This is a genomic window from Enterobacter cloacae complex sp. P40C2 (genome assembly GCF_014930695.1).
Lineage (GTDB): Bacteria > Pseudomonadota > Gammaproteobacteria > Enterobacterales > Enterobacteriaceae > Enterobacter > Enterobacter pasteurii.
This window is the reverse complement of the sequence record NZ_JADBRP010000020.1, coordinates 1-22,184: the sequence shown is the minus strand read 5'-3', so window position 1 is coordinate 22,184 and position 22,184 is coordinate 1. Positions and strand designations below refer to the sequence as shown.

General features: G+C 55.1%; 20 protein-coding genes and 1 riboswitch. Of the genes, 10 read left to right on the top strand and 10 right to left on the bottom strand.

All coding sequences use genetic code 11. The features are described from left to right. Positions 1 to 38: 38 nt before the first annotated feature. Positions 39 to 812 (bottom strand): NAD(+) diphosphatase, encoded by a 774-nt coding sequence (nudC, locus tag IM304_RS21750; protein ID WP_193356733.1) that lies wholly within the window; start codon positions 810 to 812, stop codon positions 39 to 41. A gap of 95 nt (positions 813 to 907) precedes the next feature. Here nudC and rsd point away from each other — a divergent pair, with 95 nt between their 5' ends. From rsd to IM304_RS21700, 10 genes are all read left to right on the top strand, one after another. Beyond that, the gene (gene rsd / locus IM304_RS21745; protein ID WP_193356732.1) at positions 908 to 1,405 is read left to right on the top strand and encodes a sigma D regulator; all 498 of its coding nucleotides are present in this window, start codon (positions 908 to 910) and stop codon (positions 1,403 to 1,405) included. Positions 1,406 to 1,459: 54 nt separating this feature from the next. Beyond that, positions 1,460 to 1,569: riboswitch (TPP riboswitch) on the top strand. A gap of 79 nt (positions 1,570 to 1,648) precedes the next feature. Further along, positions 1,649 to 3,544, top strand: coding sequence for a phosphomethylpyrimidine synthase ThiC (gene thiC, locus IM304_RS21740; protein WP_193356731.1), 1,896 nt, complete (start codon positions 1,649 to 1,651; stop codon positions 3,542 to 3,544). After that, positions 3,544 to 4,185, top strand: a complete 642-nt coding sequence (gene thiE, locus IM304_RS21735; RefSeq protein WP_193356730.1) for a thiamine phosphate synthase — start codon at positions 3,544 to 3,546, stop codon at positions 4,183 to 4,185. The genes thiC and thiE overlap by 1 nt, the downstream gene beginning before the upstream one ends. Next, entirely contained in the window at positions 4,172 to 4,927 is a 756-nt protein-coding gene (thiF, locus tag IM304_RS21730; protein WP_148422710.1) for a thiazole biosynthesis adenylyltransferase ThiF, read from the top strand. Before thiE ends, thiF begins: the two co-directional genes overlap by 14 nt. Then, on the top strand, positions 4,911 to 5,111 hold the full coding sequence (thiS, locus tag IM304_RS21725) for a sulfur carrier protein ThiS (RefSeq protein WP_176608984.1): 201 nt from the start codon (positions 4,911 to 4,913) through the stop codon (positions 5,109 to 5,111). Before thiF ends, thiS begins: the two co-directional genes overlap by 17 nt. 1 nt (position 5,112) lies before the next feature. After that, a complete protein-coding gene (gene thiG, locus IM304_RS21720; protein WP_193356729.1) occupies positions 5,113 to 5,880 on the top strand; it encodes a thiazole synthase in 768 nt (255 codons plus the stop codon). Next, positions 5,880 to 7,013: a 2-iminoacetate synthase ThiH gene (gene thiH, locus IM304_RS21715; protein ID WP_193356728.1), complete on the top strand. Its 1,134-nt coding sequence runs from the start codon at positions 5,880 to 5,882 to the stop codon at positions 7,011 to 7,013. Before thiG ends, thiH begins: the two co-directional genes overlap by 1 nt. A 332-nt stretch (positions 7,014 to 7,345) precedes the next feature. Beyond that, a complete protein-coding gene (locus IM304_RS21710; RefSeq protein WP_193356727.1) occupies positions 7,346 to 8,887 on the top strand; it encodes a sensor domain-containing diguanylate cyclase in 1,542 nt (513 codons plus the stop codon). Positions 8,888 to 9,067: 180 nt separating this feature from the next. Then, positions 9,068 to 9,376, top strand: coding sequence for a PTS sugar transporter subunit IIB (locus IM304_RS21705; protein WP_010425948.1), 309 nt, complete (start codon positions 9,068 to 9,070; stop codon positions 9,374 to 9,376). After that, positions 9,376 to 9,693: a PTS lactose/cellobiose transporter subunit IIA gene (locus IM304_RS21700; protein WP_008503455.1), complete on the top strand. Its 318-nt coding sequence runs from the start codon at positions 9,376 to 9,378 to the stop codon at positions 9,691 to 9,693. The genes IM304_RS21705 and IM304_RS21700 overlap by 1 nt, the downstream gene beginning before the upstream one ends. Before the next feature lie 91 nt (positions 9,694 to 9,784). Here the strand turns inward: IM304_RS21700 and rpoC are convergent, their stop codons facing one another. The 9 genes from rpoC to IM304_RS21655 form a co-directional block, all read right to left on the bottom strand. Next, the gene (gene rpoC, locus IM304_RS21695) at positions 9,785 to 14,008 is read right to left on the bottom strand and encodes a DNA-directed RNA polymerase subunit beta' (protein ID WP_148422715.1); all 4,224 of its coding nucleotides are present in this window, start codon (positions 14,006 to 14,008) and stop codon (positions 9,785 to 9,787) included. Positions 14,009 to 14,084: 76 nt separating this feature from the next. Next, positions 14,085 to 18,113: a DNA-directed RNA polymerase subunit beta gene (gene rpoB / locus IM304_RS21690; RefSeq protein WP_015569976.1), complete on the bottom strand. Its 4,029-nt coding sequence runs from the start codon at positions 18,111 to 18,113 to the stop codon at positions 14,085 to 14,087. Between the two features lie 319 nt (positions 18,114 to 18,432). Further along, on the bottom strand, positions 18,433 to 18,798 hold the full coding sequence (rplL, locus tag IM304_RS21685) for a 50S ribosomal protein L7/L12 (RefSeq protein WP_002445276.1): 366 nt from the start codon (positions 18,796 to 18,798) through the stop codon (positions 18,433 to 18,435). Positions 18,799 to 18,864: 66 nt separating this feature from the next. Further along, positions 18,865 to 19,362, bottom strand: coding sequence for a 50S ribosomal protein L10 (rplJ, locus tag IM304_RS21680; protein WP_003862338.1), 498 nt, complete (start codon positions 19,360 to 19,362; stop codon positions 18,865 to 18,867). A 289-nt stretch (positions 19,363 to 19,651) separates the two neighbouring features. Beyond that, the gene (gene rplA, locus IM304_RS21675; protein WP_006810530.1) at positions 19,652 to 20,356 is read right to left on the bottom strand and encodes a 50S ribosomal protein L1; all 705 of its coding nucleotides are present in this window, start codon (positions 20,354 to 20,356) and stop codon (positions 19,652 to 19,654) included. A gap of 3 nt (positions 20,357 to 20,359) precedes the next feature. Beyond that, positions 20,360 to 20,788, bottom strand: a complete 429-nt coding sequence (gene rplK, locus IM304_RS21670; RefSeq protein WP_003862340.1) for a 50S ribosomal protein L11 — start codon at positions 20,786 to 20,788, stop codon at positions 20,360 to 20,362. Positions 20,789 to 20,944: 156 nt separating this feature from the next. Beyond that, complete coding sequence (gene nusG / locus IM304_RS21665) at positions 20,945 to 21,490, bottom strand: transcription termination/antitermination protein NusG (RefSeq protein ID WP_003862341.1); 546 nt, start codon at positions 21,488 to 21,490, stop codon at positions 20,945 to 20,947. 1 nt (position 21,491) lies between these two features. Then, a complete protein-coding gene (gene secE / locus IM304_RS21660; protein ID WP_001275693.1) occupies positions 21,492 to 21,875 on the bottom strand; it encodes a preprotein translocase subunit SecE in 384 nt (127 codons plus the stop codon). 227 nt (positions 21,876 to 22,102) lie between these two features. Further along, positions 22,103 to 22,184: hypothetical protein (locus tag IM304_RS21655; RefSeq protein WP_000340867.1), on the bottom strand; the 82-nt coding region annotated here is incomplete at its 5' end.

Genomic DNA, 22,184 nt, shown 5'->3' with positions numbered 1-22,184 from the left:
TTTGCAGTTCCTTATTGCGTCAGTCCGTCAGTGTAACACTACTCATACTCGGCCCGACACATTGCCACGGTATCTTCTATCAGGCGGCGCGCCACGGTTCCCGGCGGGGGCAGCAGGGGTAAATCGTCGTAGCGATACCAGTTCGCCTCAAGCAGCTCTTTCTGGTCGATAACAATCTCGCCGCTGTCGTAGTCCGCCATAAACGCCGTCATCAGCGACATCGGGAACGGCCACGGCTGGGAGGTCACGTAGCGCAGGTTCTTCACCTTGATGCCGCTCTCCTCCATCACCTCCCGCGCCACCGCCTGCTCCAGCGTTTCACCCACTTCGACGAAGCCGGCGAGGACGGTATGAATGCCGTTACGATGACGAGTATGCTGCGCCAGCAGAATGGAATCGTCACGCCGGATGGCGACGATGATGCACGGTGCGATTTGCGGGTAGTAGCGTTCACGGCAGTGGCCGCAGAGCATCGCCCACTCGGTTTTGCTCGGGTGCATGGTGTGGCCGCAGTAGCCGCAGAATTTGTGCGAGCGGTAGAACTCCGCCAGCTGCACGCCGCGCCCCGCCAGCTGGAACAGGCCAACATCCAGATCCAGAACCTGGCGAACGGATCCCATATCCTGACGGCGCGCCTGTTGGATCAACCACACGGATTCGCCCTGCCACTCGCCGATCTTCAGCGCGGGTTGCCCCACAAGATCGAACTTTTCCGCCGTACCGTAGGGTAATTCTCCACCGGGCAGCCATAATTTCTGTTCGTGGCTGACGATCCACCAACCCAGATCTGATTTTTCAATAATACGATCCATATCTATTGCACTACCTTCGCTTCACTGACATGTTGTTAGCATTGTGGTTACATTTTGGATAAGTAGATCCCATTCTAAACCTTGTGGAGTCGACCATGTTAAACCAGCTGGAAAGCCTGACTGAGCGCGTTGGAGGAAGTAACAACCTGGTGGATCGCTGGCTACATGTGCGCAAGCATCTACTCGTGGCGTATTACAATCTGGTCGGTCTTAAGCCTGGCAAAGAATCCTTTATGCGGCTGAATGAAAAGGCGCTGGATGACTTTTGTCAGCGCCTGGTCGACTACCTCTCCGACGGCCATTTCAACATTTATGAACGCATTATCCGCGAAATGGAAGGCACAAGCCCGTTTTTAGCCGCAACAAAACTCTATCCACAGCTGGAGGCCAATACCCAGCAGATAATGGAGTACTACGATTCAACGCTCGAAAACGCTATCGATCACGATAATTATCTTGAGTTTCAGCAGGCGCTGTCCGACCTTGGCGAAGCGCTGGAAGAGCGGTTCACGCTGGAAGACAAGCTCATTGCCCTCGTGCTGGATAACAACCTGTTTGTCAGCAGCGACGATAACGTCGTGCGTCCCGCTTGAGTTATTAATCGTTAACGAGTAATTTACAACCAGTCGCCCCTCTGCGGAGGGGGATTTTTCTTGTCGGAGTGCCCAGTGTGAAAGCACGGGCTGAGACCGTTAATTCGGGATCCGCGGAACCTGATCAGGTTAATACCTGCGAAGGGAACAAGAGTCATGCTGCTGTTGTATCGCCCCAGAGGCGATCTTCTCTTGCTTCATCCGTCGTCTGACAAGCCATGTCCTTCACTTTTGGAATGAGCTATGTCTACAACAAAACTGACCCGCCGCGAACAGCGCGAACACGCCCAACGCTTTATCGACACCCTGGAAGGCACCGCTTTCCCGAACTCTAAACGCATCTACATTTCCGGCTCGCAGGCCGATATCCGCGTGCCGATGCGCGAAATCCAGCTTAGCCCGACGCTTATCGGCGGCAGCAAAGAGAACCCGCAGTTTGAAGACAACGAAGCCGTGCCGGTGTACGACACCTCCGGCCCGTACGGCGATCCTTCTGTTGCTATCAACGTGCAGCAGGGTCTGGCGAAGCTGCGACAGCCGTGGATTGACGCGCGTAACGACTGCGAGGAACTGAGCGTGCGCAGCTCAGCGTACACTAACGAGCGCCTGGCCGACGACGGCCTGGACGAGCTGCGCTTCACCGGCCTGCTGACGCCAAAACGCGCCAAAGCGGGCAAATGCGTGACCCAGCTGCACTACGCGCGCCAGGGGATCGTCACGCCGGAGATGGAGTTCATCGCCATTCGCGAAAATATGGGGCGCGAGCGCATCCGCAGCGAAGTCCTGCGCCACCAGCACCCGGGCGAAGGGTTTGGCGCACGCCTGCCGGAGAACATCACACCGGAGTTTGTGCGTGACGAAGTGGCCGCAGGCCGCGCGATAATCCCCGCCAACATTAACCACCCGGAATCCGAGCCGATGATTATCGGCCGCAACTTCCTGGTGAAGGTCAACGCCAACATCGGCAACTCGGCGGTAACGTCCTCCATCGAAGAAGAGGTGGAAAAGCTGGTCTGGTCGACGCGCTGGGGAGCGGACACGGTGATGGACCTTTCCACCGGCCGCTACATTCACGAAACCCGCGAGTGGATCCTGCGCAACAGCCCGGTGCCGATTGGCACCGTCCCGATTTATCAGGCGCTGGAAAAAGTGAACGGCATTGCGGAAAACCTTACCTGGGAAGCGTTCCGCGATACGCTGCTGGAGCAGGCGGAACAGGGCGTGGACTATTTCACCATCCACGCCGGCGTGCTGCTGCGCTACGTGCCGATGACGGCCAAACGTCTGACCGGCATCGTCTCGCGCGGCGGTTCGATTATGGCGAAGTGGTGCCTGTCCCATCATCAGGAAAACTTCCTCTACGAACATTTCCGCGAGATCTGCGAAATCTGCGCCGCCTATGACGTTTCGCTTTCGCTGGGCGACGGCCTGCGTCCGGGCTCCATCCGAGATGCCAACGACGAAGCGCAGTTTGCCGAGCTGCATACGCTGGGCGAGCTGACCAAAATCGCCTGGGAATATGACGTGCAGGTGATGATTGAAGGCCCGGGACACGTGCCGATGCAGATGATCCGCCGCAACATGACCGAAGAGCTGGAGCACTGCCACGAAGCGCCGTTCTACACCCTGGGGCCGCTGACTACCGATATTGCGCCGGGCTATGACCACTTCACTTCAGGGATTGGCGCGGCGATGATCGGCTGGTTCGGCTGCGCCATGCTCTGCTACGTTACGCCGAAAGAGCACCTCGGCCTGCCCAACAAAGAGGACGTAAAGCAGGGGCTGATTACCTACAAAATCGCCGCCCACGCCGCGGACCTGGCGAAAGGCCATCCGGGCGCGCAAATCCGCGACAACGCCATGTCCAAAGCGCGCTTTGAATTCCGCTGGGAAGACCAGTTTAATCTGGCGCTCGATCCCTTCACCGCCCGCGCCTATCACGACGAAACCCTGCCGCAGGAATCCGGCAAAGTGGCTCACTTCTGCTCCATGTGCGGACCAAAATTCTGCTCAATGAAAATCAGCCAGGAGGTTCGCGACTACGCCGCCGCGCAGACCATTGAAGTGGGTATGGCGGACATGTCAGAAACCTTCCGCGCGAAAGGCGGCGAAATCTACCTCAAAAAAGAGGAGGCATAATGTACAAGCCCGATTTCCCCCCCGTCCCCTTCCGCTTAGGGCTTTACCCGGTGGTGGACAGCGTGGCGTGGATTGCCCGTCTGCTTGAGGCAGGCGTACGCACCATCCAGCTGCGCATCAAGGATAAGCGCGATGAAGAGGTAGAGGCTGACGTGGCTGCCGCCGTTGCGCTGGGGCGTCGCTACGATGCCCGCCTGTTTATCAACGACTACTGGCGGCTGGCCGTTAAGCACGGGGCCTACGGCGTGCATCTGGGTCAGGAAGATCTGGAGACGACCGACCTGCATGCCATCCGCGAAGCCGGCTTGCGTCTTGGCGTTTCCACTCATGACGATATGGAGATTGACGTGGCGCTCGCGGCCCGCCCCTCCTACATCGCCCTCGGCCACGTTTTCCCGACGCAAACCAAACAGATGCCGTCGGCCCCGCAGGGCTTGACGCAGCTGGCGGCACACGTTAAACGCCTCGCCGATTATCCCACCGTCGCCATCGGCGGGATCGGCCTTGAGCGCGCGCCTGCCGTGCTGGAAACCGGCGTCGGCAGCATCGCCGTGGTCAGCGCGATCACCCACGCGACCGACTGGCAGGCCGCCACCGCGCAGCTTTTACAACTGGCAGGAGCTGGCGATGAGAGATCGTGATTTTATGCGCTACAGCCGCCAGATCCTGCTGGAAGATATCGCCATCGACGGGCAGCAAAAGCTGCTCGCCAGCCGGGTATTGATTGTCGGCCTGGGCGGATTAGGCGCCCCCGCCGCGCTCTATCTGGCCGGCGCGGGCGTGGGCACGCTGGTACTGGCGGACGACGACGAGGTGCACCTCAGCAACCTGCAGCGGCAAATCCTCTTCACAACGGAAGACGTCAGCCAGCCTAAAGCGCACGTCACGCGCCAGCGGCTGAACCAGCTCAACCCGGACATTGAGCTGGTTGCGCTCCGGACGCGGCTTAGCGGCGAAGATCTGCAGCGCGAAGTTGCCCTTGCCGACGTGGTGCTGGACTGCACCGACAACATGGCAACGCGCCAGGCGATCAACGCCGCCTGCGTGGCCCGGAATACGCCGCTGATCACCGCCAGCGCGGTCGGTTTTGGCGGGCAGATAATGGTGCTTACGCCGCCGTGGGCTCAGGGCTGTTACCGCTGCCTGTGGCCGGACGAGGCTGAACCGGAGCGCAACTGCCGTACGGCAGGTATTCTTGGCCCGGTTGTGGGCGTGATGGGCACGCTGCAGGCGCTGGAGGCCATCAAGCTGCTCAGCGGCATGGAGACGGAACGCAACACGCTGCGGCTGTTCGATGCCCGCTCCGGCGGCTGGCGCCATCTGGCGTTACATCGCGCCAGCCGCTGCCCGGTATGCGGAGGCCGCGATGCGCATTCTGCTTAACGATGAGCCGGTGACGTGCGACGACGGGCTCACCGTTGCCGCACTGCTCGACACGCTGCGCCAGTTAAAGCCGGGAACGGCGCTGGCGCTCAATCAACAGATCCTGCCGCGCGAGCGGTGGGAACACCAGCAGGTCAATGAAGGCGACCAGATCCTGCTGTTTCAGGTTATCGCAGGGGGCTGAGATGTTACGTATTGCCGATAAGGTCTTTGATTCACATCTGTTTACCGGAACCGGGAAGTTTGCCTCTCCGCAGCTGATGGTTGATGCCATCCGTGAAAGCGGCAGCCAGCTGGTGACGCTGGCCATGAAGCGCGTGGACCTGCGCCAGCACAACGATGCCATTCTTGCGCCCTTGCTGGAGGCTGGCGTGACGCTTTTACCGAACACCTCCGGGGCGAAAACGGCCGAGGAGGCGATTTTCGCCGCCCGGCTGGCTCGCGAGGCGCTCGGCACCCGCTGGCTGAAGCTGGAAATTCACCCGGATGCCCGCTGGCTGCTGCCCGACCCGATTGAAACCCTGAAAGCCGCGGAAAAGCTGGTGCAGCAGGGGTTTATCGTGCTGCCCTACTGCGGCGCCGACCCCGTTCTCTGCAAGCGCCTGGAGGAGGTCGGCTGCGCCGCCGTGATGCCGCTGGGCGCGCCCATCGGCTCTAACCAGGGGCTCGAAACCCGCGCGATGCTGGAGATCGTCATTGAGCAGGCTACCGTGCCCGTGGTGGTGGACGCGGGGATAGGTGTACCCAGCCACGCCGCGCAGGCGCTGGAGCTAGGGGCCGATGCGGTACTGGTGAATACCGCGATTGCGGTCGCCGACGATCCGGTGATGATGGCGCGCGCGTTCCGTCTGGCCGTGGAGGCTGGCGTGCTGGCGAGAGAGTCCGGCCCCGGCTCGCGCAGCTTTCAGGCGCAGGCCACCAGCCCGCTCACCGGTTTTCTGGAGGCGCTCTGATGGCTACCTTTACCGATCGCTGGCGTGAGCTTGGCTGGGACGATATTGCCCTGCGCATCAACAGCAAAACCGCGGCTGACGTTGAGCGCGCGCTGCATGCCCGCCACCTTACCCGTGAGGATCTGATGGCCCTTCTCTCCCCCGCGGCCAGCGCGTATCTCGAGCCAATGGCGCAGCGCGCGCAGCGCCTCACCCGCCAGCGCTTCGGCAACACGGTGAGCTTTTACGTGCCGCTCTACCTCTCTAACCTGTGCGCCAACGACTGTACCTACTGTGGTTTCTCCATGAGCAACCGCATTAAGCGTAAAACGCTGGACAAGCATGAGATCGCCCGCGAGTGTGCGGCTATACGTGAAATGGGGTTTGAGCACCTTCTGCTGGTGACGGGTGAACATCAGAGCAAAGTGGGAATGGACTACTTCCGCCAGCACCTTCCGGCCATTCGTCGGGAATTTTCCTCGTTGCAGATGGAAGTGCAGCCTTTGTCGCAGGAGGAATACGCAGAGCTAAAAACCCTCGGGCTGGACGGCGTTATGGTTTACCAGGAAACCTACCACGAAGCGACGTATGCACGGCACCACCTGAAGGGGAAGAAACAAGATTTCTTCTTCCGGCTGGAGACGCCGGACAGGCTGGGACGGGCCGGGATCGACAAAATCGGTCTGGGGGCGCTGATTGGGCTTTCCGATAGCTGGCGGGTGGATTGCTACATGGTGGCGGAACATTTGCTGTGGTTGCAGCAACGCTACTGGCAGAGCCGCTATTCCATCTCGTTCCCGCGGCTGCGTCCCTGCGCGGGCGGCATTGAGCCGGCCTCGCTAATGGATGAACGCCAGCTGGTGCAAACCATCTGCGCATTTCGCCTGTTCGCGCCGGAGGTGGAACTGTCGCTCTCCACCCGCGAGTCCCCGGCGTTCCGCGATCGCGCCATCCCGCTGGCCATCAACAACGTCAGCGCCTTTTCCAAAACGCAGCCTGGCGGCTATGCCGACGAGCGTCCGGAGCTGGAGCAGTTTGCGCCTCACGACGGGCGGCGGCCAGAGGCGGTCGCGGAAGCGCTGGTCGCACAGGGGCTACAGCCCGTGTGGAAAGACTGGGACAGCTGGCTGGGAAGAGCCTCGCATTTGCGCTGAAACAGACTGTAAAAACGCGGAAAGGTTACGAGGCGTCTCGTAGGATTGAAACCGGGCGATTGTTATCCTCAGCCCGGTTTCCTTATGCTTGGCACGTCAGCAACGGATGCTGACCAGGGCGAAAATGCTTCTTCCTCGTTTCGCCCTGCCCCCCGCCTCTTAATCAGAATCTTAACCGATAAAATAAATAGGACGCTTCTTATCTGTTCTTAAGATAAATCATCTCGTCGGTAATCACCTTCTGTATAATTTACTACCAGCAACCGGACAGCGACTATGCTGAGGATAACGACAGACGCAACGCGTCCACCTTCTGGACTGATGTACAACTCATGGCACTCCACAGTAAAAAGCTCTCTTTTACGCGGCCGATTATGGTCAGCTTCGCCGGGATCCTGTTCAGCTTCGTGCTGATCGCCGTGCTGGTAACCCTTTCACAGCGAAAAGATTTTCTCGAGGATTATCATAAAATTAATGGTAATTTCACCCATAACCTGGCGGTGAACTACACCGAGTCTATCCTGCGAGAAAATGACTATATTCTCGGGCGCGCCGCGATGTACTTCGCGCGTAACGACAGAGTGAATCAGACCATTAATATCGATCCGACACACGGCCTGCAGATGTTAATGCATTTACAGAACCTGATGCCGACCGTGTCGTCTATCTCTCTCGCGGACACCGGGGGGCATCATCTGCGCGCGCCGGAAGTGCTGCCTACGGAGAAGAGCCGGTCGTTCGACGCGCGAACCCGTCCATGGTTTATCGGGCAGGCGGAGGCCAGCAACTTCCCCCACTATACCCGCCCCTATCTGGACTATTTCACCGGGCATCCTACCGTCACCCTTTTTAAGCCGGTCATTTCACCCGAAGGCCGCCTCAAGGGCACGCTCGCTTTCCATCTTGATTTGACCTCCATGGGATATACCCTGCGCCAGATGGTGGCGCCGGTGCAGGGTGAGTTTTTTGTCGTTGAGCGCGACGGCGCCGTTGTGCTTCATCCGGACACGGGCGCGCTCTTTAAGCAGTACGTAAGCGAAGCGCTGATGGACAAAATGACCAGCGGCGAAGGCCATATTTTCGATCCCAAAAGTAAGACCTGGTACTACTACTACTCCTTCACCAACCCGGACTGGTTTGTAATTTATTGGGTTTCCGATACCACCCTCACCGTCATTACCCGGCATGAAACCACTATCGTCGGCTGGGGATTTGCGCTGGCGGCCATCATCATCATCCTGTTCGGGCTGTACCTGCGTCACGCCTCACGTTCCGTGCTGATGAACATTATCAACGCCATCAAAACCGGGGACGTCAACCAGGCTCCGCGCCTGGAGGCGATGCTCAGCCATACCATACAGTCGAACAAGGAACGCGAGATGGCGTATGTCCGTCAGGCCACGCATGATGCGCTGACGGGCTGTAAAAACCGCCGGGCGTTCGACAGCGACGTGGATGAGCTGCTGAACGCCCATCAGCCGTTCGCCCTGGCGCTGGTCGACATTGATAACTTCAAATCCATCAATGACACCTGGGGCCACCTGAGCGGGGATATCGTGCTGCGCAACGTGGCGCGCGAAGGCATTCAGATCATGCAGCCGCATCACCTCTCCGTTTACCGCTACGGAGGTGAAGAGTTCGCGGTGATTTTCCCTGCCGAGCTGATTCACTCCGCTCATGCACTTCTGGAAGCCTGGCGCACCGCCGTCCAGCAGCGTGCCTGGCGGGAAGAGAACCTGCAGGTGACCTTCAGCGCCGGGCTGGGAGAATGGCATTTCGAACCGCTGGAGCAATTTGTCGGTAGCGTTGATGAAGCGCTTTACCGCGCCAAACAGCAGGGCAAAAATCGTGTTTTAAGCACGTCCAGCCGTTAATTTCCCGCCTGACATTTCGCCCGTTCCGACGGGCAGAACGCACGCCTGTGAAAAATTGTAACCGGTTTCAGGAAAATGCCGATTTCTTTGTGATGCCTGACACACAATCGCGGTAAAGCGGTTGTTGAAGCGGTCTGCACGGGATAATTATCAATAAACACATGTAGATCGAGGCTGACTATGAAGAACATCGTTTTATGCTGTGCAGCGGGAATGTCAACCAGCATGCTGGTTCAACGTATGAAAGATGCCGCGCAGAAAAAAGGAGTCGAAGTAACCATTAAAGCCGTTCCGGTCGCGGAGTTTAAAGACAACATCGCGACGGCTGACATCGTATTACTGGGGCCACAGGTTAAATACGAGCAGGCAAAACTGCAGGCTCAGGCCGATCCGCTGGGCAAGAAGGTCGCGGTGATCGACATGATGGATTACGGCATGATGAAAGGCGATGCCGTACTGGAAAAAGCGCTCAAGCTGCTGGAGTCATAATGGAAGACTTAGAAACCACCATCATGGAACTGCTGGTTAACGCGGGCGCGGCGCGCAGTGCGGCGCTGACGGCGCTGCAGATGGCGCGTAAGGGTGAGTTTGACGAAGCTGAAAAAGCGATGGAAGAATCGCGCGAGTATGTGAAGCATGCGCACACGATCCAGACGCAGCTTATCGGCCTTGACGAAGGGACCGGGAAACTTCCGGTTAACCTGATCACCGTTCACTCGCAGGACCATCTGATGAACGCGATGGTTATTCAGGATCTGGCAGGCGATATGATTGAGCTTTATCGGCGGATCCCGCTGGTAAACTGATAAAAAGCCCGGTGGCGCTACGCGTTTCGGGCCTGAAAAAACACAATAAAAAAACCCGCCGAAGCGGGTTTTTTATTAACGGCATCAACGATTATTCGTTGTCGGAACCGCCCAGACCTGCGTTCAGCAGTTCTGCAAGGCTCGCGGATGCATCTTCGGCAGTAACCTGCGGAGCAGCCGGCAGTTCGCCCGCTGCGCGACGACGCATACGATCCTGGTGGTACGCATAACCGGTACCGGCCGGGATCAGACGACCCACGATAACGTTCTCTTTCAGACCGCGCAGTTCATCACGTTTACCAGCAACAGCCGCTTCGGTCAGGACACGAGTAGTTTCCTGGAACGACGCTGCGGAGATGAAGGACTCGGTTGCCAGAGACGCTTTGGTGATACCCAGCAGATCGCGTGCGAAGGTCGCACCGATTTTGCCATTCGCTTCCAGATCGCGGTTAGCGATCTTAACGCGTGAGTATTCAACCTGCTCGCCTTCCAGGAAGTCGGAGCTGCCCGCGTTTTCGATGGTTGCTTTACGCAGCATCTGACGAACGATAACTTCGATGTGTTTATCGTTAATCTTAACGCCCTGCAGACGGTATACGTCCTGTACTTCGTTAACAATGTAACGAGTAACAGCATGCACACCACGCAGACGCAGGATGTCGTGCGGCGCTTCTGGACCGTCGGAAACCACGTCACCACGTTCCACGCGTTCACCTTCGAACACGTTGAGCTGACGCCACTTAGGAATCATCTCTTCGTACGGCTCGCTGCCATCTACTGGAGTGATAACCAGACGGCGTTTACCTTTGGTCTCTTTACCGAAGGAGATGATACCGCTGATTTCAGCCAGGATTGCAGGCTCTTTCGGACGACGTGCTTCGAACAGGTCCGCAACGCGTGGCAGACCACCGGTGATGTCCTTGGTACCGCCGGATTCCTGAGGAATACGCGCCAGGGTGTCACCAGAGCTGATCTGTACGCCATCTTCCAGCTGTACAATCGCTTTACCCGGCAGGAAGTACTGCGCAGGCATATCGGTACCAGGGATCAGAACGTCGTTACCCTGAGCATCAACGATTTTCAGTGCAGGACGCAGATCTTTACCGCCGGTAGTACGTTCAGCAGAATCCAGAACCACCAGAGAAGACAGACCGGTCAGCTCGTCGGTCTGACGAGTAATGGTCTGGCCGTCAATCATGTCAGTAAAGCGGATGAAACCACTTACTTCGGTGATAACCGGCATGGTGTGTGGATCCCAGTTTGCAACGGTTTCACCGCCGGCAACCTGCTCGCCATCACCTTTCGCCATAACCGCACCGTAAGGCACTTTATAGCTCTCTTTGGTACGACCGAATTCGTCGATCAGCTTCAGCTCGGTGTTACGAGAGGTCACAACCAGCTTGCCTGCGGAGTTAACAACAGACTTCGCGTTGCTGAGCTTGATGCTACCTTTGTTTTTCACCTGGATGCTGGATTCAGCAGCCGCACGAGATGCCGCACCACCGATGTGGAACGTACGCATCGTCAGCTGTGTACCCGGCTCACCGATGGACTGTGCCGCGATAACGCCGATGGCTTCACCTTTGTTGATGATGTGGCCACGCGCCAGGTCACGACCATAGCAGTGTGCACACACGCCAAAGTCGGTGTCACAAGATACAACGGAACGCACCTTCACGGAGTCAACAGAGTTCGCTTCCAGCAGGTCACACCACTGTTCGTGCAGCAGCGTGTTGCGTGGAACCAGAATGTCTGCGGTGCCCGGCTTCAGAATGTCTTCCGCGGTCACACGACCCAGTACGCGATCGCGCAGTGGCTCTTTAACATCACCACCCTCGATAACCGGGGTCATGGTGATACCTTCAAGGGTGCCACAGTCGTCTTCGGTTACGACCAGATCCTGCGCAACGTCAACCAGACGACGCGTCAGATAACCGGAGTTCGCCGTTTTAAGTGCGGTATCCGCCAGACCTTTACGCGCACCGTGCGTGGAGATGAAGTACTGGAGTACGTTCAGACCTTCACGGAAGTTCGCGGTGATTGGCGTTTCGATGATGGAGCCATCCGGCTTCGCCATCAGACCACGCATACCTGCCAGCTGACGAATCTGTGCCGCAGAACCACGCGCACCGGAGTCGGCCATCATGTAGATGCTGTTGAAGGAAACCTGCTGCTCTTCTACGCCGTCACGGTTAATCACGGTTTCGGTTTGCAGGTTATCCATCATCGCTTTGGATACACGATCGTTCGCCGCAGCCCAGATATCGATAACTTTGTTATAGCGTTCGCCTGCGGTTACCAGACCAGACTGGAACTGCTCCTGGATCTCAGCAACTTCAGCTTCCGCTTCAGAGATGATCTCGTGTTTCTTCTCCGGGATGACCATGTCATCGATACCAACAGATGCACCTGAACGCGCTGCATAAGCAAAGCCGGTGTACATTGTCTGGTCAGCGAAGATAACGGTCGGCTTCAGACCCAGAATGCGGTAACAGGTGTTCAGCATTTTGGAGATCGCTTTCTTGCCCAGCGCCTGGTTGACGATGGAGAAAGGCAGACCTTTCGGTACGATCATCCACAGAATCGCACGGCCAATGGTCGTGTCTTTCAGGCTGGTTTTCGCAACGAATTCGCCGTTTTCATCTTTTTCGTACTCGGTGATACGCACTTTAACGCGCGCATGCAGAGAGGCCAGGCCAGCGCGATAAATACGCTCAGCTTCTTTAGGGCCAGTCAGCACCATGCCTTCGCCTTTGGCGTTAACACAGTCACGGGTCATGTAGTACAGACCCAATACAACGTCCTGAGAAGGAACGATGATTGGTTCACCGTTCGCTGGAGACAGGATGTTGTTGGTAGACATCATCAGCGCACGCGCTTCGAGCTGGGCTTCCAGCGTCAGCGGTACGTGAACAGCCATCTGGTCACCATCGAAGTCGGCGTTATATGCCGCACAAACCAGCGGGTGCAGCTGGATAGCTTTACCTTCGATCAGTACTGGCTCAAATGCCTGGATACCCAGACGGTGCAGGGTTGGTGCACGGTTCAGCAGTACCGGGTGTTCGCGGATAACTTCGTCCAGGATATCCCAAACGACAGCTTCTTCACGCTCAACCATTTTCTTAGCGGCTTTGATGGTGGTGGCCAGGCCACGCAGTTCCAGCTTGCCGTAGATGAACGGTTTAAACAGCTCCAGTGCCATTTTCTTCGGCAGACCGCACTGATGCAGACGCAGGTATGGACCTACGGTGATTACAGAACGACCGGAGTAGTCAACACGCTTACCGAGCAGGTTCTGACGGAAACGACCCTGTTTACCTTTGATCATGTCGGCCAAAGATTTCAGAGGACGTTTGTTAGAACCGGTGATCGCACGACCGCGACGACCGTTATCCAGCAGGGCATCTACCGCTTCCTGCAGCATACGTTTTTCGTTGCGTACGATGATGTCCGGCGCAGCCAGATCCAGCAGACGTTTCAGACGGTTGTTACGGTTGATAACGCGACGGTACAGATCGTTCAGATCGGACGTTGCGAAACGACCACCATCCAGCGGAACCAGCGGACGCAGATCTGGCGGCAGAACCGGCAGAACGGTCAGGATCATCCACTCTGGTTTGTTACCAGACTGAACGAACGCTTCCAGCAGTTTGATACGCTTGGTCAGCTTTTTACGCTTGGTTTCGGAGTTGGTTTCGTTCAGCTCTTCGCGCAGAGTTTCACACTCTTGCTCCAGATCCATGCTCTTCAGCAGGGCCTGAATAGCTTCCGCACCCATCTTCGCGTCGAATTCGTCACCGAACTCTTCCAGCGCGTCCAGATACTGTTCTTCGGTCAGAATCTGGTTACGTTCCAGATTCGTCATACCGCCTTCGATAACCACATAAGATTCGAAGTACAGAACACGTTCGATATCACGCAGCGGCATATCCAGCAGCAGGCCGATACGGGACGGCAGGGATTTCAGGAACCAGATGTGAGCAGTTGGAGACGCCAGCTCGATGTGGCCCATACGCTCACGGCGTACTTTGGTCTGGGTCACTTCAACGCCGCACTTCTCACAGATCACACCGCGGTGTTTCAGGCGCTTGTACTTACCGCACAGGCACTCGTAGTCTTTTACTGGCCCGAAAATACGCGCACAGAAAAGGCCGTCACGCTCAGGTTTGAACGTACGGTAGTTGATGGTTTCCGGCTTTTTAACTTCACCAAAAGACCATGAACGGATCATGTCTGGCGAAGCCAGAGCAATTTTGATCGCATCAAACTCTTCGGTTTTAGTCTGCGCTTTCAGAAACTTTAATAAATCTTTCACGGATTTGCTCCCGTCGGAGTTAGCACAATCTGGTGTCGGGGGTTAACCCGACACCAGTGACCTGTTTGAGCGAGAATTACTCGTCTTCCAGTTCGATGTTGATACCCAGCGAACGAATCTCTTTCAACAGTACGTTGAAGGATTCCGGCATGCCTGGTTCCATCTGATGGTTGCCGTCTACGATGTTTTTATACATCTTAGTACGACCGTTCACGTCATCAGACTTAACGGTAAGCATTTCCTGCAGGGTGTATGCTGCGCCGTATGCTTCCAGCGCCCACACTTCCATCTCCCCGAAGCGCTGACCACCGAACTGAGCCTTACCACCCAGCGGCTGCTGAGTAACCAGGCTGTAAGAACCGGTAGAACGAGCGTGCATTTTGTCGTCGACCAGGTGGTTCAGTTTCAGCATGTACATGTAACCTACGGTTACCGGACGCTCGAACTGTTCCCCGGTACGGCCGTCAAACAGCGTAATCTGACCAGACGTTGGCAGACCACCCAGTTGCAGCAGCTCTTTGATTTCAGCTTCTTTTGCACCGTCGAATACCGGCGTTGCAATTGGCATACCTTTGCGCAGGTTCTCTGCCAGACGCAGCACTTCTTCATCGCTGAAGGTGTTCAGGTCGACTTTCTGACGCACGTCGGTACCCAGATCGTAGGCACGCTGGATGAATTCGCGCAGTTTCGCGACTTCCTGCTGCTGTTTCAGCATGGCGTTGATCTTGTCGCCGATACCTTTCGCAGCCATACCCAGGTGGGTTTCCAGAATCTGACCGATGTTCATACGAGACGGTACGCCCAGCGGGTTCAGTACGATATCTACCGGCGTACCGTTAGCATCGTGCGGCATATCTTCGATCGGGTTGATCTTAGAGATAACACCCTTGTTACCGTGACGACCTGCCATCTTATCACCAGGCTGGATCTGACGTTTAACAGCCAGATATACCTTAACAATCTTCAGCACGCCTGGTGCCAGATCGTCGCCCTGAGTGATTTTGCGGCGTTTCGCTTCGAGTTTTTTCTCGAACTCGTGTTTCAGTTCGTCATACTGCTCAGCCAGCTGTTCCAGCTGATTTTGTTTCTCTTCGTCGGTCAGGCCAAGTTCCAGCCAGCGATCGCGTGGCAGTTTGTCGAGCTTCTCAGCTTCAACGCCACCGGCAACCAGCACCGCGTAGATACGGCTGAACAGACCCGCTTCGAGAATCTGCAGTTCTTCAGACAGGTCTTTCTTAGCCTGCTTGAGCTGCATCTCTTCGATTTCCAGCGCACGCTTATCTTTCTCAACGCCATCACGCGTGAAGACCTGAACGTCGATAACCGTACCGGAAACACCGTTTGGTACGCGCAGAGAAGAGTCTTTAACGTCAGACGCTTTCTCACCGAAGATTGCACGCAGCAGTTTCTCTTCTGGCGTCAGCTGGGTTTCACCTTTCGGCGTTACCTTACCAACCAGAATATCGCCGCCGGTCACTTCCGCACCGATGTAAACAATACCGGATTCATCCAGTTTGGAGAGCGCAGCTTCACCCACGTTAGGGATGTCAGCGGTGATCTCTTCTGGCCCCAGCTTGGTGTCACGGGACACACATGCCAGTTCCTGAATGTGGATGGTGGTGAAACGATCTTCCTGAACCACACGCTCGGAGACGAGGATGGAGTCTTCGAAGTTGTAACCGTTCCACGGCATGAACGCTACGCGCATGTTCTGACCGAGCGCCAGTTCACCGAGGTCGGTGGACGGACCGTCTGCCAGCACGTCGCCGCGCTCAACTGGCTCACCCAGAGATACGCAAGGCATCTGGTTGATACAGGTGTTCTGGTTAGAACGGGTGTATTTGGTCAGGTTGTAGATGTCGATACCCGCTTCGCCCGGATACATCTCGTCTTCGTTAACTTTGATAACGATACGGGATGCGTCAACGTACTGAACGGTACCGCCACGCTTAGCAACTGCAGTAACACCGGAGTCAACGGCAACAGCACGTTCCATACCGGTACCAACCAGCGGCTTATCAGCGCGCAGAGTTGGAACGGCCTGACGTTGCATGTTCGCACCCATCAATGCACGGTTGGCGTCATCGTGTTCCAGGAACGGGATCAGGGACGCACCGACGGATACCACCTGCTGGGTGGATACGTCCATGTAGTCAACCTGGTCGCGGCTGAACAAGCTGGATTCGCCTTTGCTACGGCAGGTAACCAGATCTTCTACAAAGTGGCCTTCGTCATCCAGGTTGGAGTTCGCCTGAGCGATAACGTAGTTGCCTTCTTCGATAGCAGACAGGTAATGAATTTCGTCGGTAACAACACCGTCAGTCACTTTACGGTACGGCGTCTCAAGGAAACCGTATTCGTTTGTCTGTGCGTACACGGACAGGGAGTTGATCAGACCGATGTTTGGACCTTCAGGCGTTTCGATAGGACATACGCGACCGTAGTGCGTCGGGTGTACGTCTCGAACTTCAAAGCCTGCACGTTCACGGGTCAGACCGCCTGGGCCGAGTGCAGAGATACGACGTTTGTGCGTAATCTCAGACAGCGGGTTGTTCTGGTCCATAAACTGAGACAGCTGGCTGGAACCGAAGAACTCTTTCACTGCCGCAGAAATCGGCTTGGCGTTGATCATATCCTGAGGCATCAGGGTATCCAGATCGCCCAGAGACAGACGCTCTTTCACCGCACGCTCTACACGTACCAGGCCAACGCGGAACTGGTTTTCCGCCATTTCGCCTACGGAACGGATACGACGGTTGCCGAGGTGGTCGATATCATCCACTTCGCCTTTACCGTTACGGATATCGATGAGCTTCTTCATCACTTCAATGATGTCGTCTTTGCTCAGGATACCGGAACCTTCGATTTCGTCGCGCAGCAGAGAACGGTTGAACTTCATACGACCAACCGCGGACAGATCGTAGCGGTCTTCGGAGAAGAACAGGTTCTCAAACAGGCTTTCAGCCGCTTCGCGAGTTGGTGGCTCACCAGGACGCATCATGCGGTAGATTTCTACCAGCGCGCTCAGACGATCGTTGGTTGGATCGACGCGTACAGTCTCAGAGATGTACGGACCGTGGTCCAGATCGTTAGTGAACAGCGTTTCGATACGTTTGTGGCCAGACTGGCTCAGCTTAGCCAGCAGATCCAGGCTCAGCTCCATGTTAGCCGGGCAGATCAGCTCGCCAGTTGATTCATCAACGTAATCTTTCGCGGCTACTTTTCCTGCAATGTACTCAACCGGAACTTCGATGTGTTTGATATCATCTTTTTCCAGCTGGCGGATGTGGCGCGCGGTGATACGGCGACCTTTTTCCACATACACTTTGCCGTCGGCTTCGATGTCGAACGACGCGGTCTCACCACGCAGACGTTCCGGCACCAGCTCCATCTGCAGCTTGTTGTCGCGGATTTCAAAGATCACTTTCTCAAAGAACAGGTCAAGGATCTGCTCAGTGGTATAGTTCAGTGCACGCAGAATGATGGTTGCAGGCAGTTTACGACGACGGTCGATACGGACAAACAGGTTGTCTTTCGGATCGAACTCGAAGTCCAGCCATGAACCACGGTAAGGAATGATGCGTGCGTTATACAGTACTTTACCGGAAGAGTGTGTTTTACCTTTATCGCTGTCGAAGAAGACGCCCGGGCTACGATGCAGCTGGGAAACGATAACACGCTCAGTACCGTTGATAACGAAAGTACCGTTGTCCGTCATGAGTGGAATTTCACCCATGTAGACTTCTTGTTCTTTAATGTCTTTTACGGTGCCTTCCGGCGCTTCGCGCTCGTAGATCACCAGACGCAGTTTTACGCGCAGCGGTGCGGAATAGGTCACGCCACGGATCTGACATTCCTGAACGTCAAACACCGGTTCGCCAAGGCGGTAGCTGACGTACTGCAGCTCGGAATTACCGCTGTAGCTCTGAATCGGGAACACGGAACGGAAGGCTGCTTCCAGGCCGTACTGCCCTTCAGGATCTTGCTCGATAAACTTCTGGAACGAGTCAAGCTGGATAGAAAGGAGATATGGAATGTCCAGAACTTGTGGACGTTTACCAAAATCCTTACGAATACGTTTTTTCTCGGTATAGGAGTAAACCATAGGGTTCCTCAGCTCGCTGACAAGTCGACCCATCTGTCCGACGAAGGGACAGTTTGTGCAACACCATTTTGTGGACCGGAAAATTGAATACTTTCCGCAATACCTGTTGCTATCACGCTTAAACCATTTCATTGCGATTTACACAGAGCGAGCACCCTGTCGCAGTATATTAAGTCGTCGATAGAAACAAGCATTGTCAGGACAACCAGCAGTCAAACAGTGTGAAATGCTGCTGATGCCTTACAGCGCAAAAAGGCTGGTGACTAAAAAGTCACCAGCCATCAGCCTAATGACTTAGGCTGCAACCAGAAAAGTTGGCTTATTTAACTTCAACTTCAGCGCCAGCTTCTTCCAGAGATTTTTTCAGTGCTTCTGCGTCGTCTTTGCTCACGCCTTCTTTCAGCGCAGCTGGAGCAGATTCTACCAGGTCTTTAGCTTCTTTCAGACCCAGGCCAGTTGCGCCACGTACTGCTTTGATTACAGCAACTTTGTTCGCGCCAGCAGCTTTCAGAATTACGTCGAATTCAGTTTTTTCTTCAGCAGCTTCAGCCGGGCCAGCAGCTACAGCTACAGCAGCAGCAGCAGAAACACCGAATTTTTCTTCCATTGCAGAAACCAGCTCTACAACGTCCATTACGGACATAGCTGCTACTGCTTCAATGATTTGATCTTTAGTGATAGACATTTAAATTGTTCCTGAAAATCAGAATAAGTTTATACGTAAGCAAATGCTTTATAAAGATAACTGCGATTAAGCAGCTTCTTTCGCATCGCGTACAGCAGCCAGAGTGCGAACCAGTTTGCCAGCCGCAGCTTCTTTCATGGTTGCCATCAGGCGTGCAATTGCTTCTTCGTAGGTCGGCAGGGTTGCCAGGCGATCGATTTGCGATGCCGGGATCAACTCACCTTCAAAGGCTGCAGCTTTGACCTCAAATTTTGCATTCGCTTTCGCGAACTCTTTGAACAGACGAGCAGCAGCGCCCGGGTGTTCCATAGAGTATGCAATCAGGGTCGGACCAACAAACGTGTCTTTCAGGCACTCGAACTGAGTACCTTCAACTACGCGACGCAGCAGGGTGTTACGAACAACACGCATGTATACGCCAGCTTCACGACCTGCTTTACGCAGTTCAGTCATTTTGTCTACAGTAACGCCACGGGAATCCGCAACTACTGCAGACAGCGCGCCTTTGGCTACTTCGCTGACTTCAGCAACAATCGCTTGTTTGTCTTGAAGATTTAAAGCCATTAGCTTTGCTCCTGGATGTTTGCCGGAACTCATGTTCCGGAACTCACTTCACTCAACCCAACGGGAAGAGCGTCTTAATACGGTGAGCAGAAACAAGCCAGAGTATTTAAAATAATCTTAGCGTTCTGTCACCGTCTACGCAGGGGATTAAGTTTCTTGCGAAACACCTGCGGTCTTCGACGGAGGCCTGGATAGGCCAGGCTCCAACGAACAATTCTTTTAGCCGCTAACTTTTGTTAGCAAACGTGGGGGTAAGATTGTAGACAAAATCACCGCCCACGTAAAGGCATTAGTTTGCAGCAGCGCTCAGGCCAGCCTGGTCAACTGCAACACCTGCACCCATGGTGGTGGAGATGCTAACTTTCTTGATGTACACGCCTTTAGCCTGAGTTGGTTTTGCTTTTTTCAGCGCAACCAGCAGAGCTTCCAGGTTTTCTTTCAGTTTGTCAGCGTCAAAGTCCACTTTACCGATGGTGGTGTGGATGATGCCGTTTTTGTCGTTACGATAACGAACCTGACCTGCTTTAGCGTTCTTAACCGCTTCAGCAACGTTAGGCGTTACAGTACCGACTTTCGGGTTTGGCATCAGGCCGCGTGGACCCAGAACCTGGCCCAGCTGGCCAACAACGCGCATTGCATCTGGAGATGCAATAACAACGTCAAAGTTCATTTCGCCTTTCTTGATCTGATCAGCCAGATCTTCCATACCTACCAGTTCAGCGCCGGCAGCTTTTGCAGCTTCAGCGTTTGCACCCTGAGCAAATACAGCTACGCGTACGGAACGGCCAGTACCGTGTGGCAGTACAGTTGCGCCACGAACGTTCTGATCGGATTTACGAGCGTCGATGCCCAGGTTAACGGCAACGTCAACGCTTTCAACGAACTTAGCGGTAGCCAGTTCTTTCAGCAGAGCGATAGCTTCGTTGATGTCGTACTGTTTGGTCGCATCAACTTTGTCACGGATCACGGACATGCGCTTGGTCAGTTTAGCCATTTCTTAGTCCTCCACTACCAGGCCCATGGAACGTGCAGTACCTTCGATGGAGCGAGTCATCGCTTCAATGTCGGAACCAGTCATGTCGGCAGCTTTGGTCTGCGCGATTTCCTGCAGCTGAGCGCGGGAAATTTTACCCACTTTGTCTTTGTTCGGCTTACCGGAACCAGACTTGATACCAGCCGCTTTCTTCAGCAGAACTGCTGCTGGAGGGGTCTTGGTAACGAAAGTGAAAGAACGGTCAGCGTAAACAGTGATAACAACTGGAATTGGCAGACCTTTTTCCATGGATTCAGTTTTCGCGTTGAACGCTTTACAGAATTCCATGATGTTCACACCCTGCTGACCCAGAGCTGGACCAACTGGTGGACTTGGGTTCGCCATACCTGCTGCAACCTGCAGCTTGACGTAGGCTTGTACTTTCTTAGCCATTCTAAAATCCTCTGATTGGGTAATAACGCCTCAGAGAGGCTCCCCGTGAATAAAATTCGTTTTACGGGCCGGGACCCATAAAAACAAAAGGCGCGAAATTGTATTCCAATCTCGCGCCCTGTGCAACGATTAAATCGTCGCTTTTTTGATCGCTGCTTAGGCTTTTTCTACCTGGGCAAAGTCCAGCTCTACCGGGGTCGCACGACCGAAGATAGAAACAGAAACTTTCAGGCGGGACTTCTCGTAGTCCACTTCTTCCACAACGCCATTAAAGTCAGCAAACGGACCGTCATTAACACGAACCATTTCACCCGGTTCAAACAGCGTTTTCGGACGCGGCTTATCACCAACCTGCTGGAGGCGGTTCATAATCGCATCAACTTCTTTGTCGCTGATTGGCGCCGGACGGTCAGACGTGCCGCCGATAAAGCCCATCACGCGCGGTACGCTGCGCACCAGGTGCCAGCTCGCGTCGTTCATAACCATCTGAACCAGCACGTAACCCGGGAAGAATTTACGCTCGCTTTTGCGACGTTGGCCGCCACGGATCTCGACCACTTCTTCGGTCGGAACCATAACTTCGCCAAATAATTCTTCCATGTTGTGTAATTTGATATGCTCACGCAGCGACGTTGCTACGCGGCCTTCAAAACCGGAAAACGCCTGAACGACGTACCAGCGCTTTTTAGGGGCTTCAGACATCTCAGAACCTCAGGCCAGTGATAAAGGATACCAGGCGAACCAGAATACCATCCAGTCCCCACAGGATCAGTGACATTACAGCGGTAACCGCCGCTACAATCAGCGTGGTGTGCAATGTTTCCTGGCGAGTCGGCCAAATGACCTTGCGGACTTCGGTACGCGCTTCGCGGGCAAACGCAACGGTCGCTTTGCCTTTTGTCGTCAACAGCGCGACACCACCCGCTGCAGCAATCAGAATTACCACTGCAAGCGCACGTAGCGGCAGCATCATGTCACGATAAAGATAGTTGCCGACAATCGCCACAATCAGCAGCACGGCTACAACTATCCATTTCATCGCTTCCAGGCCGCGCCCGCTCCCTTGAGCTTCGGTATTCGCACTCATAAACCAACCTGTCAGAAGTATTCTACAAACATTTTCACCCCGCGAGCGCGAGGCAAACCAATCGAAATGCTATTCGCTTTTCGTATTATACGCTCTCTGCAGAGCCTGTCTCAGCAATGATTATGACAAAATTAATCACTGATGAGCCAGGTTCTGATGTGAAAGCGTGCAAAAAGGGCATCAAATGATGCCCTTTTATTGCGCATTGCGTCAAATGTTATCAGCGATTAGCCGAGAACTTTAGCAACAACGCCCGCGCCAACGGTACGGCCGCCTTCACGGATTGCGAAACGCAGACCGTCGTCCATC

Coding starts and splice junctions, on each gene's coding strand:
- thiG (WP_193356729.1), top strand. CDS start 5,113: ATGTTACGTATTGCCGATAAGGTCTTTGATTCACATCTGTTTACCGGA.
- IM304_RS21700 (WP_008503455.1), top strand. CDS start 9,376: ATGGAAGACTTAGAAACCACCATCATGGAACTGCTGGTTAACGCGGGC.
- IM304_RS21705 (WP_010425948.1), top strand. CDS start 9,068: ATGAAGAACATCGTTTTATGCTGTGCAGCGGGAATGTCAACCAGCATG.
- rplK (WP_003862340.1), bottom strand. CDS start 20,788: ATGGCTAAGAAAGTACAAGCCTACGTCAAGCTGCAGGTTGCAGCAGGT.
- rsd (WP_193356732.1), top strand. CDS start 908: ATGTTAAACCAGCTGGAAAGCCTGACTGAGCGCGTTGGAGGAAGTAAC.
- rplL (WP_002445276.1), bottom strand. CDS start 18,798: ATGTCTATCACTAAAGATCAAATCATTGAAGCAGTAGCAGCTATGTCC.
- secE (WP_001275693.1), bottom strand. CDS start 21,875: ATGAGTGCGAATACCGAAGCTCAAGGGAGCGGGCGCGGCCTGGAAGCG.
- rplJ (WP_003862338.1), bottom strand. CDS start 19,362: ATGGCTTTAAATCTTCAAGACAAACAAGCGATTGTTGCTGAAGTCAGC.
- nusG (WP_003862341.1), bottom strand. CDS start 21,490: ATGTCTGAAGCCCCTAAAAAGCGCTGGTACGTCGTTCAGGCGTTTTCC.
- thiH (WP_193356728.1), top strand. CDS start 5,880: ATGGCTACCTTTACCGATCGCTGGCGTGAGCTTGGCTGGGACGATATT.
- thiF (WP_148422710.1), top strand. CDS start 4,172: ATGAGAGATCGTGATTTTATGCGCTACAGCCGCCAGATCCTGCTGGAA.
- thiC (WP_193356731.1), top strand. CDS start 1,649: ATGTCTACAACAAAACTGACCCGCCGCGAACAGCGCGAACACGCCCAA.
- thiE (WP_193356730.1), top strand. CDS start 3,544: ATGTACAAGCCCGATTTCCCCCCCGTCCCCTTCCGCTTAGGGCTTTAC.
- IM304_RS21710 (WP_193356727.1), top strand. CDS start 7,346: ATGGCACTCCACAGTAAAAAGCTCTCTTTTACGCGGCCGATTATGGTC.
- rpoB (WP_015569976.1), bottom strand. CDS start 18,113: ATGGTTTACTCCTATACCGAGAAAAAACGTATTCGTAAGGATTTTGGT.
- rplA (WP_006810530.1), bottom strand. CDS start 20,356: ATGGCTAAACTGACCAAGCGCATGTCCGTGATCCGTGACAAAGTTGAT.
- nudC (WP_193356733.1), bottom strand. CDS start 812: ATGGATCGTATTATTGAAAAATCAGATCTGGGTTGGTGGATCGTCAGC.
- thiS (WP_176608984.1), top strand. CDS start 4,911: ATGCGCATTCTGCTTAACGATGAGCCGGTGACGTGCGACGACGGGCTC.